Origin of the sequence: Sphaerochaeta sp. PS (genome assembly GCF_032144095.1) — a bacterium.
Lineage (GTDB): Bacteria > Spirochaetota > Spirochaetia > Sphaerochaetales > Sphaerochaetaceae > Sphaerochaeta.
On record NZ_JAVSNJ010000007.1, the window covers coordinates 1 to 13,807 of the forward strand.

Genomic DNA, 13,807 nt, shown 5'->3' on the forward strand with positions numbered 1-13,807 from the left:
GAAACCTTCATGAAAAAGACAACCATTGCAACCCTTCTGATCCTGCTCATCGCTTCGACCACCATCTTTGCTGTTGATGACAGCTTTACCGTCACAACCTCGATAGCTGAGAGAGGGGACATGAAGGTCTCTGCTAGCTCCATTGGTGGAAACACCGTCGCTGCTTACACAGCTGCTGGCGATTTTACCTCAAAGAGTGTTTCTGCCAGTGGGGATCAGGGAACTGTTGCCTATATGACCACCCTTTCCAACAAGCGTGTTGGGTACAAGGTAACTATGGCCGCAACACCGATGATCAACACCGATGGGACTGCTACTTCCTATATCGACTACACCGTTGTCTGCGGCGACCAGACTGTAGCTACCAAAGGGGCTCTTGCTGCCACCGTCACTGGTTCGTATGTCGATAGCGTAAGCGGCCTTACCGGCCTTACCGGCAAATCGATACCCATCACCCTCAATGTGGATGCCCCCACCTATGCTGCAGCAGTATCTGGTGCACATACCGGCACGGTAACCTTCACCTTCACGGCAAACTAATCCAACCAACACCATACAAGCTTGCCTGTCCACAAGAACCTCCTAACCGGGAGGTTTTTGTTTGTCCCTGCAGCGGCTCTCCATAGTGGCAATTACCAGAGGCCTTATGGGAAATGTTCAGCTCTGCCCATATCCTGGCGAGTCAGACAAACGCACTACCATATGTCTCCTATGAGAACATGAATACAGGCTGTCGATCTCCCTTTTGTGGGAAGAACAACAGCCTGTTGTAGTACTACTATGCTAGCGTATCGGGTGCCTAGCGCTGGACTCTTCCGCTTCCATCACCCTTGCACAGGGCCTCGACCTCACTCTTGAGGCTGAGGTTGAAGTCTCCACCGATGGAGTGCTTCAGGGCAGAGGCGGCTACTGCGAAGTCGATCGCATACTGCTCATCATCCGGATACTCGCTCAAGGCGTAGATGATGCCTGCGGAGAAGGAGTCCCCTCCACCGACACGATCGATGATGTCTGTGATCTCATAGTACTTGGATACATAGAAACCACTCTTGCCGTTGATGGCAGCTCGCCAGCCGTTATGGTCGGCGCTCTTGCTCTCTCTGAGGGTAACGTTCACCACGCTGATGTTGGGGAACTGGCGTTTCACTTCCGCTGTAAGTTCCTCATAGACAGAGAGCTCAAGCTCGCCGCTGGTGACATCCACCTTGGCTTCGATCCCAAGGCACTTCTGGATATCCTCTTCGTTGGCGATGATGACGTCTGCATACTTGGCAAGGGAGCGCATCACTTCAACGGCGCTCTTTCCATAGTTCCAAAGCTTCTTGCGGTAGTTCAGGTCCACCGATACGGTTGCACCGGCTTTCTTGGCGGCTTTCATCGCCTCAAGGGTTGAGTCGGCAGCGCTTTGGCTGATGGCCGGGGTAATGCCAGTGACATGGAACCAATGGGCATCGGCGAGGATTGCGTCAAAGTCAAAGTCTGAGGGCTTTGCAAGGGCGATGGAGCTTCCCTCACGGTCGTAGACGACCATGCTGGGTCTCTGGTTTGCACCGGTCTCCAAATAGTAGATGCCGACACGTCCTTCCTTGGTCCGCTTGATGGCAGAGACATCGACCCCATATTTTCGTACCTCACGGAGAGCTGCCTCACCGATGGCATGGGTGGGAAGGGCGGTCACAAACTGTGCATCCTTGCCTAAGAGAGCGAGCGATACCGCTACGTTAGCCTCACCACCACCGAAGGTAGCTTCCAATGAGGGAGACTGGAAGAAACGCTCATGACCAGGAGACTTTAGCCTCAACATGATCTCTCCAAAGGTAACAAATTTTTTACCCATACATTCCTCCTAAAATATTTTGTGAACATTCATTATTCTCTTGATATTTAGAATCATAGAGGGTATGCTGAGCTATGTCAACATTATTTTGAAACAACGTTTCATAAATGAAACCTTACATGAATACAAGGAGCGATACCTATGCATGAGAAATTGTTTGCACAGATTCACGACATCGGACTCGTGCCCGTCGTAAAGATCGACGACGCATCAAAGGCAGCAGGCTTGGCTGGAGCCATGATAGAGGGCGGACTGCCCTGTGCCGAGGTTACCTTCCGTACCGATGCAGCCGAACAGGCCATCAAGAACATCATCAAGGCCTACCCCGAGATGCTGGTAGGGGCCGGGACAGTCATCAACCTCGACTATGCCAAGAAGGCAGTTGCAGCAGGTGCCAAGTTCATCGTCTCCCCGGGCTTCAACCCCACTGTCGTAGACTGGTGCCTGGAGAACAACATCCCCATCGTCCCCGGCGTCTGCACACCCAGTGACATCGAGCAGGGCCTTGCCCGTGGACTTACCACCCTCAAGTTCTTCCCCGCCGAAGCTTCTGGCGGTGTAGAGATGCTCAAGAACTTCGCCGGCCCCTTTCCCCAACTGAAGTTCATGCCCACCGGTGGCATCAGCCTCGACAACCTCTCCTCCTATGCCAAGCAGAGCAACGTACTGGCAATTGGCGGCTCATGGATGGTCAAGGGCGATCTCATCGAGAACGAAGACTGGCCTGCCATCACCAAGCTCTGCAGTGAGGCTGTCGTAGCCCTCCAGGGCCTGGAGTTCGCACACATGGGCCTCAACAACGCCAATGCAGAAGAGGCAGAGAAAAGCATCGGTGGCTTTGCAGCCCTGGGCATGCCGACCAAGCGGGGATCCTCCTCCACCTTCATGAGTCCCTTCATTGAGGTGCTGCACAAGCCCTTCCCAGGCAAGAACGGCCATATCGGGTTCCGTTGCTTCGATATCGAGCGCACCCTTGTCTACCTTGCCAAGTTTGGCTTTACGGTAAACGACAAGACCATAACCCGCGATGCAAAGGGGATCATCAAGGTCTGTTACCTCAATGAGGAACTCAGTGGCTTTGCTGTCCACCTCATCAAGGCATAACGCCCGTCCAGAAAGAAATGCAATAGGGGCCAGCCTGTATCTTTACGGGCTGGCCCCTCTCTTATATCATCTCCCTCATGACTATCATACAAACCAGTACCCTGAGTTCTGAACAAAAGAGGGCGGTAAAGAGCCTCCAGAAGGTCTGTTTTTCCTTCGAAAAGCTGGAAAACGAGCCCATGCTCTCCAGCAGCCTGAACTTCAACCCAACCATCCCCTGTTTCTTTTTGCTCTATGAACAGAAGAAACTCATAGGCTTTCTCTCCACCTTCTTCCCCTCCCGGGAAGAAGTGGAGGTCAATGCCTTTGTCCATCCCCAGCATAGGGGAAAAGGGGGATTCTCCCTCCTGGTCGAGGAAGCAAGGAACCTCTACAAGCCCCTTCCCTTCTCCCAGATGCTCTTCCAGGTGGAGCCTGCAAGCAAGAGCGGTACCTCCTACCTTGCAAAACACTACCCCCTGATCGACAGGACAGAGTTTCGTCTGACCCTTTCCAAAAATCATTGGCAAGAAAAAAGACCCTCCACCACCATGGCCGGAAGGCTCATTGAAGTAGGTGCCGAGCATCTGGACCTCTACAACAAAACGGCAACAGAGCTCCTGAACGAACCCATGGACTTCGTAGGGCAACTGTTGAATGCCCCAACGAGGAAGGCATATCTCTACTATTCTGAAGAGAAGCCCATCGGCATATTGCAGAAATGTGAAGAGGAAAATGGGCTCACCATGCTCTACGCAATTGCGATCGAGGAAAACCACAGGGGTAAGGGACATGGGAAGGCGATGCTTGTTCTTGCCCTGGAGAAATTTTTTGACACCGTTGAGGAAATTTCGCTTGAGGTTGACTCACAAAACCCCAGAGCCTTCAATCTGTATACAAGTTTGGGCTTCGAGATAGCATTCCGGGTGGATTACCATAGATTGATTTTGCCATAATACAGACACTTTGGCTTGACGCCTATTTTCCTTGACGCCATCATAGGGCAGAGGTAGCATTATCCTACACACAACTTTTTCCTTCCTGGGAAAAGATACACTTTTGGAGGAAACGATGAAAAGATTACTAGCTATTCTCATGGTTATGTTGCTTCTTGTCCCTGCCCTGTTCGCCCAGGGTTCATCTGAGCCAACTGTTGCTGCACCTGCACCAGCAGCTGCCCCTGCTCCCGTTGCTGCCCCCGCGGCAAGCTCAGGTAGCGTCAATGCCTACACCACCCTTGAAGAACCCCTTGCTGCAAAGCTGTTCCAGCTCTTTGAGGCTGAAACCGGAATCAAGGTCAACTTTGTCCGCCTCAGCGGTGGAGAGGCTGTTGCCCGTCTTGAAGCAGAAGCTTCCAATCCCCAGGCATCAATCTGGGTTGGTGGCGTAGGTCTTGACCACATCACAGCCAAGAGCAAAAACCTGACCACCCCATACATCAGCCGCTATGCGACCAAGACCCCTACAGCGTTCAGAGATCCCGACAACTACTACATCGGCCTCTATGTAGGACCCCTTACCTTTGTCACCAACACAGAGAGGGCAAAGGAACTTGGTCTTGAAGTTCCCCACAGCTGGGCCGACCTTCTCAAGCCCCAGTACAAGGGTTACATCCGCATGGCCAACCCCAATGCCTCAGGTACTTCCTACAACGTGCTGACCACCATCCTGGACATCTACGGTACCGAAGACAAGATGATCGAGTACATGAAGGCCCTGGACAAGAACATCGACCAATACGCAAAGAGCGGCTCTGCCCCTGGCAAGAGCGTAGCAACTGGCGAGATCCCCATAGCTATCGGCTATGCTCACGACCAGGTAAAGCTCAAGGCAGCAGGCTCGCCGATCGTCATCACCGCCCCTTCCGAAGGAACCGGCTATGAGTTGGCTTCCATGTCCCTCGTCGCTGGCGGCAAGGACAGTGTCAACGCCAAAAAGCTCTATGACTGGGTACTTTCCAGCCCCAAGGCCCAGACAACCTTCACCGAATGGTATGTCGTCCTTGTAGCAGACGGTGCTGCCAAGCATCCAGATGCACTGGCCATCAGTGACATCAAGACCGTTGTGCAGGATATGGCTTGGGACGGGAATACCGTAAACAAGACCCGCCTGCTCGATCGCTGGACCAATGAAATTGGCAACAAGAGATAATTACCTTTGGTAATTCTAGCTTTCACACCACCCTGCAGGCTACCCTTGCAGGGTGCGTCTTAATAACGGACAGACTAGATGTTTACAAAAAAACGTATAATTCAGTTCTGCTTTGCTGCCTTGCTATTCCTCTCGCTGGACCTATGGATGTTCAACACCCTCTCTGCAAACTTCAGGACCTATGAAGAGCTACGAAACTTCAATGAGATAGCTCTCTTTGCCCAGACAGCTCCTGAGGAAGAGACCGCTCAGGCCTATGAGCAGTGGATCCCTACAGTAAAGAGTATCATCGCCGGTGCTCGTGCCTATTACTTCACCTTTGATGAGAGCCAAGGCCTGTTCGTCCCTTCCTCAGGGTCAGAGACAAACCTCAAGCTTTGGAATGAAAACAAGAACAGCCCAGAGTTCAAGAAGGCAATGGAGAGTGTCTACTACCTCGAACCCATGAAACTCTCGGGCTCCTACAAGGCTGACTTCAGCCTTGACCCTGACATACACAGCAATGAGGCCATAGCATCCCAGGCCTATTTCGTACCGGTCATCGATGCAAACGGCTATCAGGCGAATGGGGCGATCATGATCCTCGTCCCCAACAGCACAGCCACAGGGTACGTAAACCTGCTCAGAACCCTGTTCATTGCCGCTGCAGTGATCTTTCTGGGCATCATGCTGGTCATATCCTTTACCAGAGACCCCATGACAGGCTTCATGGTACTTACCCTCTTCGGCATTGTGCTGGTCTTTATCGCCTACCCGCTTCTGGAGGCGATAAGGCTCTCCTTCATCAAGGATGGGGTCTTCTCCCTCCAGACCTGGAAGGAGACCCTCTCACCAACCTATCTTGTGGCCCTCTGGGGATCGTTACGCCTTGGCGTGCTGACGGCGACCATCTCCACCATTGTGGGCTTCATGTTCGCCTTCCTCATCGAAAGGACCTCCTTCAAACACAAGCGGGTGATGAGTATCCTGGCCACCATGCCGGTCATCTCCCCTCCCTTCTCCCTAAGCCTCTCGATCATCCTGCTGTTTGGAAACAACGGGCTCATCTCAAAGCAGCTGTTGCACCTGAACACCTCGATCTACGGCCTAGCCGGCCTTACCCTCGTAGAGGTCATCGGCATGTTCCCCATCGCCTTCATGACGATAAGCGGGGTCCTCAGGCAGATAGACTCGACAGTCGAGGATGCCTCGCTCGACTTGAGTGCTACCCGGTGGCAGACCTTCAAGGCTATCACCCTTCCCCTTTCGGCTCCTGGCATCGTATCTGCCTGGCTTTTGGTCTTCACCAACTCCCTGGCGGACTTTGCAAACCCCCTGCTGCTCAGCGGAGACTACCGGGTCCTCTCGACCGAAGCCTATATGCTGGTGACAGGACGCAGCAACCTTGGGGCAGGGTCTGCCCTCTCCTTTTTGCTGTTGATGCCTACCCTCACAGCCTTCCTCATCCAACGCCAATGGGTTGCGAAGAAGAGCTATGTGACAGTTACAGGAAAGCCCTCCACAAACCTTACCGAGCTTACCAGCAAGCCGGTACGGCTCACCCTGGAGACAATCTCCTGGGCCTTCATCGGCTTCATAGTCGCCCTCTACCTCACCATCGTTGCAGGATGCTTTGTGGTGAACTGGGGCATCGACTACTCCTTTACCCTCGCCAACTGGGGTGAGGCACTCTCCCGTGGCTGGACATCCATCCGTGACACGGTCACCCTTGCTGCGATAGCAACCCCCACCGCTGGCCTGTTGGCGATGCTTACGGCGATGCTCATCGTCAGGAAGAAGTTCCCTGGCAAACGGATCCTGGAGACTCTGATCATGACTCCCTATGCAATTCCAGGGACGTTGATAGGTATCAGCTACATCCTGGCTTTCAACAAGCCACCCCTTCTGTTGGTTGGTACCGGCGCCATCATCGTCATCAACTACGTCATACGCGAGTTGCCTGTTGGCGTGGAGAATGGCATTACGGCCCTTCACCAGATCGACCCGGCAATTGAGGAGTCGGCAGCAGACCTGGGAGCTGACGTGCCCACCGTATTCAGGACCATCGTCCTGCCGTTGGTCCGCCCCGCTTTCCTATCGAGCATGTCCTATACATTCGTACGCTCGATGACAGCAGTCAGCGCCATCATCTTCCTCATATCAGCCCGTTGGAACCATTTGACCGTCCTCATCTTCAACTTCTCGGAAAACCTCAGGTTCGGTCTTGCCAGCGTCTTGTCAACCATCCTCATCTTCATCGTGCTCTTTGTATGGGCTTTGATGCAGGTGCTGGTAAAGGATGACAAGCTCACCCAAAAAACTATTTCTACCCGCTAAGGTGGTATTTCATGATGGAAAAAAAGAGTGTATCAGTAACGCTTGAGCAAGTGACCAAGAAGTTCAAGAATGTGAAAGGCAAATCGGATGTCATTGCAGTAAACGAGGCGAACCTGGTGATAGCGCCAGGGGAATTGGTAACCTTGCTCGGCCCTTCAGGGTGTGGGAAAACCACCACACTGAGGATGATCGCAGGCTTTGAACTGCCTTCGACAGGTAAGATCTTCATCGGCAATGAAGAGGTCACCATGATGCCCCCGAACAAGCGGGACACAGCTACCATGTTCCAAAGCTATGGGCTGTTTCCCCACATGACTGTCTTCGATAACGTGGCATATGGGCTGAAGCTCCGTAAGGTCCCAGCAGAACAGATCAAGGAGAGGGTCAACGAGACCCTGGCCATGGTCGGGCTTGCAGACTATGGGGACCGTGCCCCATCCAAGCTCTCCGGAGGGCAGCAGCAGCGTGTGGCACTGGCCAGAAGCCTCATCGTGACCCCATCGGTACTGCTCCTTGATGAACCGCTCTCAAACCTCGATGCACTGCTACGCGAACAGATGCGGGTGGAGATCCGCAAGATACAGAAGGACCTTGGCATCACGGCAGTCTACGTCACCCATGACCGGGTTGAGGCGATGAGCCTCTCCGACCGGGTTGTGGTCATGAAGGATGGCCATATCCGCCAGATAGGGCCCCCCTCTGAGATCTATGAGAGGCCAAACTCACGTTTTGTCGCAGGCTTTGTCGGCAAGGCAACCTTCTTCCCTGTCCTGGTGAAGGCAAAGGACGAGGAGAAGTGGGTTTGTGAGCTGGGTGGCAAAGAGGCGATGGTAAGCCAGGCTGGGGACAATGTGGTGGTCGGGGAGGAAGCTGTCCTGATGGCCAGGCCTGAATCCTTGAGGCTGGTCGAACCCGGTTCTGGCCACATCGAGGGAAAGGTCCGCATGAACGTCTACCTCGGCAATAGCCTAGAATCCTTTATCCATACCTCCTTTGGTGAGGTCCTGGTCCAGATCGACGACCCACATGCAAAAAAGGTATACCCGGAGGGTTCTGCAGTCTCCATCGATTTTGCCCCTGACCGTGTCAGGTTGCTCAACAAAGACGAAAAATAGAAGACCCAATGTGCACACTACAGACAAGGCTGCCCCGAAAGGCAGCCTTGTTCTCTAGGGAAACAGGTAGTTGTATGTGAAGCTGCTAGACCCGCCCGATCTCTACACCCTCTTCGATGAGCAGGTCCTTGCCTGCATTACCGACCTTTACATTCTTTACCTCTACCTGGACGTTCCTCAACCGTAGGCCCCTTCCATCAGGTTCAGGAAGACCTTGATACATCTCACTCTCGGAAACAGGTACCAGATCCTTTTCGGCAAGGGAAAAGGAGCAGTTCTCAATGCTCAGGTTTCTGATGGGCTCCTCCGGAAGCCCCACAATGAAGGCTGCCGATGCCCTACACCCTGTGGCAACACAATCGCGTATGACCACATCAGCGATGCTTGGGGTGGTGGATAGGATCGGCAGCTTCTCCAGGGAGAAGTTCTCGTCGTCGTTTGAACCACAGCGGTAGTACATGTTCAGCGTGAGCGGGCAGAGGTTGTCCTCCATCCGTATGTTGGAGAAGACCAGGTTGCGCAAGGCTCCACCCCTTCCTCTCCGTGTCTTGATCCTTACCCCTCTATCGGTTCCGTCAAACAGGCAATCAGAGACCTTCACATCGAAGATGCCCGCTGCTGTTTCACTGCCTACAACAGCTCCTCCATGTGCATTCTTGACCGTACAATGTGTTATGAGGATATCATTGGTAGGGATATTGGTCTTGATGCCATCAGGTCCACTTCCACTTTTCAGGGCAATGCCATCATCGCCGACATCGATGAGGCAGCCGGTGATGAAGACTTTCTGACAGGAATCCACATCGATGCCATCGGTATTGGGTGCATCCTTGGGGTTGTAGATCTTGAGGTTCCTGAAGGCCAGGTCCTTTGAGTAGAGAGGGTGCACCGTCCAGAACGGACTGTTGGTTATCGTAATGTCTTCCACGATCACCGAGGCAGAGTTTCGTATCTGCAAAAGAGGGGGGCGCAGAAATTGGGACTGTCTTCCGCCTCCTCCACCACTCTGGTCTTCATACCCTGGATTGAGTGAGGCAAGGCGTTTCTCCATCTCAGTTACGGGTGAAGTCTGAAACTCTCGCTTATAGCGGGAGGCATCCCACCAAGACTGCCCATTCCCATCCAGGGTGCCGGTCCCCGTAATGCGGATGTACTGTGAGTCCACGACAGAGAGGCAGGGTTGCATGCAGTAACAGTTTACCCCTTCCCATCGTGAAAGCACAGGTTCATAGTGCCGTTCATCATTGCTGAACAGGATCCTTGCACCGGCTTCAAGACGCAAGGTAAGGTTGCTTCCCTTCAGGGTGAGCGGGCCGGTTAGCCATACCCCTTCATCGACAACCAGGGTATCCCCAGGCTGCAACGCCTTGAAGGCAAGAGCGAAACTTGTGCTATTGTCAAACAGGCCGTCACCGACACCACCGAAACTCTTCACATGATATTGCATCAGACATTCCCCCTCTATTCACCATCCATGATGAACCCTGCCCCTAGGCGGGGCAAGATTCTTTGCTGTCCTGTTTTTGTACTGTACAGGCTTAAAAGAGGAATGATTGTTCGAATGATACTGGGCGTTTGTTGTCGGCAAGAACTTTTTCCATGTAGGACCTGTCGAGCTCGAGGTCATCGACAAGCCTCAGCAACAGTTCTTCGGGGATGAGGTTGTGCTCGCAAAACAGGAAGATCAGGGCCTTCTCTGCAATGTTTGCCGGCTTCAGGGAGTTGAAGAATATCGCCTCATCCTGCTTGCCTGCATACCTACCCTGGATATTGCTATAGAGCATGGAGCGTTCCATATCATGCTTGAGGGCATCGAGTTCCTTGCGCAAGGGTTTCTCGTCTCCCCTTGCCGCCTGTTCGCCAAGAGGCTTGAGGTGGAAGAAGGTATACTCCTTGCCAGGGAGGTAGTGGTGCTCGTCACACCTGGCGGCATAGTTGGGTTCCAGGGTGCTGGTCTTGAAGGCATCCCCTCCCACAATGATCAAAGGATCGAAGTAGAGGGCAGGGCACTCCTGGCCATCGACCTGGTAGTAGCGGTAGGTATAGAAGGCATCCTTCATGCAGTCAGGATGCTCACAGTAGGCAGTTAGGGGGATTACATCGGTTGCGATGTCGAGCATCAGGCGGGCGGTCGAATTGAAGAGGTCCCGCCGAAAATTGAGGATCAGGGTGGGGAAAATGAACATGACCCCACGCTCATAGCTATGGTTACGCACCACATATGCAAGCCTTTCGTCGAAAAAGGATGCCTCGTCAATGATGAAGGTCCCCACCGTCGGGTTGTCTGCAAGCACCTGCTCAAGGCCAAAGGAGTCGCGGATCCTTGCGATGTTGGTTCCGCAGCTTACATAGCCGCTGCGATAGCAGAGGGCATCCTCAGGGTATTCGCTGAACCTGGCTCCGTCGATCTCGCTGCGGATGAAGAAGACCTTCCTCCTGTCGACGTCACCGCTGCTGGTAAGAAAGCGGACCTTCTCCCCTTTCTTCTGGGCTATGGCGGCATCACGCCAAACCCTGGCTGCAAACTCGGTCTTGCCCGAACCCATGGGTCCTATGAGAAGGACCCTGCGTCCGGGTAGGGTAAAGTCAAAGTGGGAAAACGTATCATGGACATCAATCGTGGGAAATCCAAGGCTTTTGAGAAAATCCTTTCCCTCAGCTTGCTGGTCAGTTCGCGCCATTCTGCCCCTCTACGATGGCAATTCCGCTGGAGGCACCGATCCTTGTTGCGCCTGCTTCGACCATGGCCTTCGCCTGTTCGTAGGTATGGATCCCGCCTGAGGCCTTGACCCCAAGCTCCGGGCCGACAGCCTTGCGCATGATGCGGATATCTTCCACCTTTGCCCCACCTGTGGAGAAACCTGTGGAAGTCTTCACAAAATCAGCCCCTGCTGTCTTTGCAAGACGGCAGGCACGGGCCTTCTGTTCGTCAGTGAGCAGACATGCCTCGATGATGACCTTCAGGGTCTTCTTCCCACAAGCCTGCTTTACCTTGGCTATATCGTCCAATACCAGATCGTCATCATGGTTCTTCAACCATCCTACGTTGATGACCATGTCTATCTCATCAGCACCATCGGTAACAGCACGCTTCGCCTCAAAGGCCTTGCTCTCCGTAGCCATGGCCCCAAGAGGGAACCCTACAACCGAACACACCTTCACATCACTCTTTGCCAAGATCTTGGCACAAAGCGGAACCCAACAACTGTTTACACAAACCGATGCAAAATGCCACTGCTGGGCCTCTTTGCAAATCTGCTCAATTTTCTCACGGGTGGCGTTCGCTGCGAGAACCGTATGGTCGATATACTTGGCGATATCCTCAACTATCATGGCAACCTCCAATGCTTAAGGTACATGGTTAGCTTACTCCAAATCCCTATCCCTATCAACGGAATTGTGCAAATAGAGCGATTGGCAAAAGCTTGACGAAGGGGTCAGAGCACTATACCCTAAAGCACATGATTTTAGAAGCAATAGAAAAGTACTATACGTGGGCATTGATTGCCATCCTGTTGGTGAATTTCACTCAAAGAAAAATTCCCCGTACCGAAAAAAAACGGTTTGCCACCATCTACCTAGCCGCCATCCTGCTTGTCTTTGAGGTAGGGGTAGTGACCATCCTCTCCAGGGAGCTCAACCACAACCTTGCATGGCTCTTGCTGGCCGTCTGTGTCGGGCTTTTCTATATCTTCAGGAAGAAGGCCCTTCCCTTCAGGCTCCGTTGTGTTGAGTGCAACTCAAAGCTGGATTTCAACCACATCATCGGCCACGACGACAACCTCTGCCCCGACTGCTATGCAAAAGCACACCCTGAAGAGGCCGCCTCTGAAGCTGCAAAGAAACCCAAGGCAGCCGTCGTTGTGGACGAAAGTGTCCCGATGGTCGTCCCTGATACTGTGGGCGAAATCGATTGGGACAGCTGGGAAGCCAAGGAAGTCTGTGTCATCACCTACCTCTTCGACGGGGACCAGGTACTGCTCATCGACAAGAAGACCGGCATGGGATCGGGTCTGGTGAATGCCCCTGGCGGCCATATTGAAATTGCCGAGACAGCAACCGAAGCGGCTATCAGGGAGTTCAAGGAAGAGACCGACCTTGAGATCCACGACCCGAAGCTGGTCGGAAAACTCAACTTCCAGTTCAAGGATGGCCTGTCGGAACGTGGCTATGTCTTTTTTGCCCACTCCTATAGCGGGGAGCCCAAGGAGACCGAAGAGGCCCGTCCCTTCTGGTGCCCTGTAGCAGATATCCCCTACGACAGGATGTGGGAGGATGACCTCTACTGGCTACCGTTGGCACTCGAAGGCAAGAAATTTGAAGGTTCCTTCATTTTCGATGACCAGAAGATGCTCGACAAGCTTGTTACCATTGAGGAAGATGATCAAGAGTGAGATAGCTCTCGGTTGCTGGCAGTTCGGGGGGTCCTTCGGCTTTTGGGAAAACCAGGAACGATCGGACTCCCTACAGGTTCTCCATGCAGCCCTTCGTAGCAACATCCGCCACTTCGATACCGCTGCAACCTATGCCAATGGCAAAAGCGAACAGATCCTCGGCCAGCAGATAAAACGGTTCAGCCACACCATTGGAAGGGAAGAGCTGACCATCACCTCAAAGATCATGCCCAAGGGCCCTGCCTTGGTCAGGAAGGATGTCCAGAAAAGCCTGGACAGGCTCTGCCTCTCCTACCTGGACATCCTCTACCTCCACTGGCCCAGCAGCTCAGTCGCCCTAAAACCCATCCTCGATGCGATGGCAGAGCTCAAGGCTGGAGGCCTGGTAAAGGCTTTGGGCCTGAGCAACTTCCCCCTTCCGCTACTCGCATCCCTATCCGACTACCCCATCTCCTATGTACAGATGCCATGCTCGCTCTTGTGGACCAAAGGCCTTGATGCAATGCGCACCTACTGCACCAGCAAAGAGATTGGTTTGGTGGGCTACAGCCCTTTGGGACTGGGACTGCTCAATGGCTCCCATCTCCACGCTCCTGATGATGGGAGGGCCAACATCTATGTCTTCAAGGACGCCTCCTATCCAGCATACTGCGATCTTTATGCTATACTGCACAAGTGTAGTGAAGCCCATCACCTCACAGTGGCACAGACAGCCCTTGCATGGGCCAGAAGCCAAGGGTTTGGAACCCTGCTTATCGGTGCACGGAACAAAGGCCAGCTTCTGGAGAACCTCTCGGCATCTGATGTCGATCTCAGTGAAGGAGAGCTCGCCGAATTGGATGAGGGGGCAAGACTGCTGGCCATGACGGCTCCCCCCGGGCAGGACAACCTGTTCGGGCATAGGTGGTAGT

At 53.4% G+C, this 13,807-nt stretch carries 12 protein-coding genes; 8 read left to right on the forward strand and 4 right to left on the reverse strand.

The window, feature by feature from the left end; translation table 11 throughout:
• Nucleotides 1-540, forward strand: a 540-nt coding sequence (locus ROJ03_RS07755) for a hypothetical protein (RefSeq protein ID WP_313726449.1), incomplete at its 5' end; no start/stop codon positions are given.
• Nucleotides 541-799: 259 nt separating this feature from the next.
• Here the strand turns inward: ROJ03_RS07755 and ROJ03_RS07760 are convergent.
• Complete coding sequence (locus tag ROJ03_RS07760; protein ID WP_313726450.1) at nt 800-1,837, reverse strand: sugar kinase; 1,038 nt, start codon at nt 1,835-1,837, stop codon at nt 800-802.
• A gap of 141 nt (nt 1,838-1,978) precedes the next feature.
• Between ROJ03_RS07760 and ROJ03_RS07765 the strand changes: the two genes are divergently transcribed.
• The 5 genes from ROJ03_RS07765 (at nt 1,979) to ROJ03_RS07785 (ending at nt 8,502) form a co-directional block, all read left to right on the forward strand.
• A complete protein-coding gene (locus ROJ03_RS07765; RefSeq protein ID WP_313726451.1) occupies nt 1,979-2,941 on the forward strand; it encodes a bifunctional 4-hydroxy-2-oxoglutarate aldolase/2-dehydro-3-deoxy-phosphogluconate aldolase in 963 nt (320 codons plus the stop codon).
• 77 nt (nt 2,942-3,018) lie between these two features.
• Nucleotides 3,019-3,876, forward strand: coding sequence for a GNAT family N-acetyltransferase (locus ROJ03_RS07770; RefSeq protein WP_313726452.1), 858 nt, complete (start codon nt 3,019-3,021; stop codon nt 3,874-3,876).
• A 115-nt stretch (nt 3,877-3,991) separates the two neighbouring features.
• Entirely contained in the window at nt 3,992-5,071 is a 1,080-nt protein-coding gene (locus ROJ03_RS07775; protein WP_313726453.1) for an ABC transporter substrate-binding protein, read from the forward strand.
• Nucleotides 5,072-5,149: 78 nt separating this feature from the next.
• Nucleotides 5,150-7,387, forward strand: coding sequence for an iron ABC transporter permease (locus tag ROJ03_RS07780; RefSeq protein ID WP_313726454.1), 2,238 nt, complete (start codon nt 5,150-5,152; stop codon nt 7,385-7,387).
• A gap of 11 nt (nt 7,388-7,398) precedes the next feature.
• A complete protein-coding gene (locus ROJ03_RS07785; RefSeq protein ID WP_313726455.1) occupies nt 7,399-8,502 on the forward strand; it encodes an ABC transporter ATP-binding protein in 1,104 nt (367 codons plus the stop codon).
• An 85-nt stretch (nt 8,503-8,587) separates the two neighbouring features.
• On the opposite strand, the gene ROJ03_RS07790 is transcribed toward ROJ03_RS07785, so the two are convergent.
• From ROJ03_RS07790 to deoC, 3 genes are all read right to left on the reverse strand, one after another.
• Nucleotides 8,588-9,949 (reverse strand): glycoside hydrolase family 28 protein, encoded by a 1,362-nt coding sequence (locus ROJ03_RS07790; protein WP_313726456.1) that lies wholly within the window; start codon nt 9,947-9,949, stop codon nt 8,588-8,590.
• 91 nt (nt 9,950-10,040) lie between these two features.
• The gene (locus ROJ03_RS07795) at nt 10,041-11,183 is read right to left on the reverse strand and encodes a thymidine kinase (RefSeq protein WP_313726457.1); all 1,143 of its coding nucleotides are present in this window, start codon (nt 11,181-11,183) and stop codon (nt 10,041-10,043) included.
• Nucleotides 11,170-11,835 carry a deoxyribose-phosphate aldolase gene (gene deoC / locus ROJ03_RS07800; protein ID WP_313726458.1) on the reverse strand — a complete coding sequence of 222 codons (666 nt, stop codon included), beginning with the start codon at nt 11,833-11,835 and terminating at the stop codon, nt 11,170-11,172. The genes ROJ03_RS07795 and deoC overlap by 14 nt, the downstream gene beginning before the upstream one ends.
• A 128-nt stretch (nt 11,836-11,963) precedes the next feature.
• On the opposite strand from deoC, the gene ROJ03_RS07805 reads away from it, so the two are divergent.
• Both ROJ03_RS07805 and ROJ03_RS07810 read left to right on the forward strand, forming a co-directional pair.
• Nucleotides 11,964-12,896 carry an 8-oxo-dGTP diphosphatase gene (locus tag ROJ03_RS07805; protein WP_313726459.1) on the forward strand — a complete coding sequence of 311 codons (933 nt, stop codon included), beginning with the start codon at nt 11,964-11,966 and terminating at the stop codon, nt 12,894-12,896.
• A complete protein-coding gene (locus ROJ03_RS07810) occupies nt 12,883-13,806 on the forward strand; it encodes an aldo/keto reductase (protein WP_313726460.1) in 924 nt (307 codons plus the stop codon). The genes ROJ03_RS07805 and ROJ03_RS07810 overlap by 14 nt, the downstream gene beginning before the upstream one ends.
• The last annotated feature ends 1 nt before the right edge of the window (nt 13,807 follow it).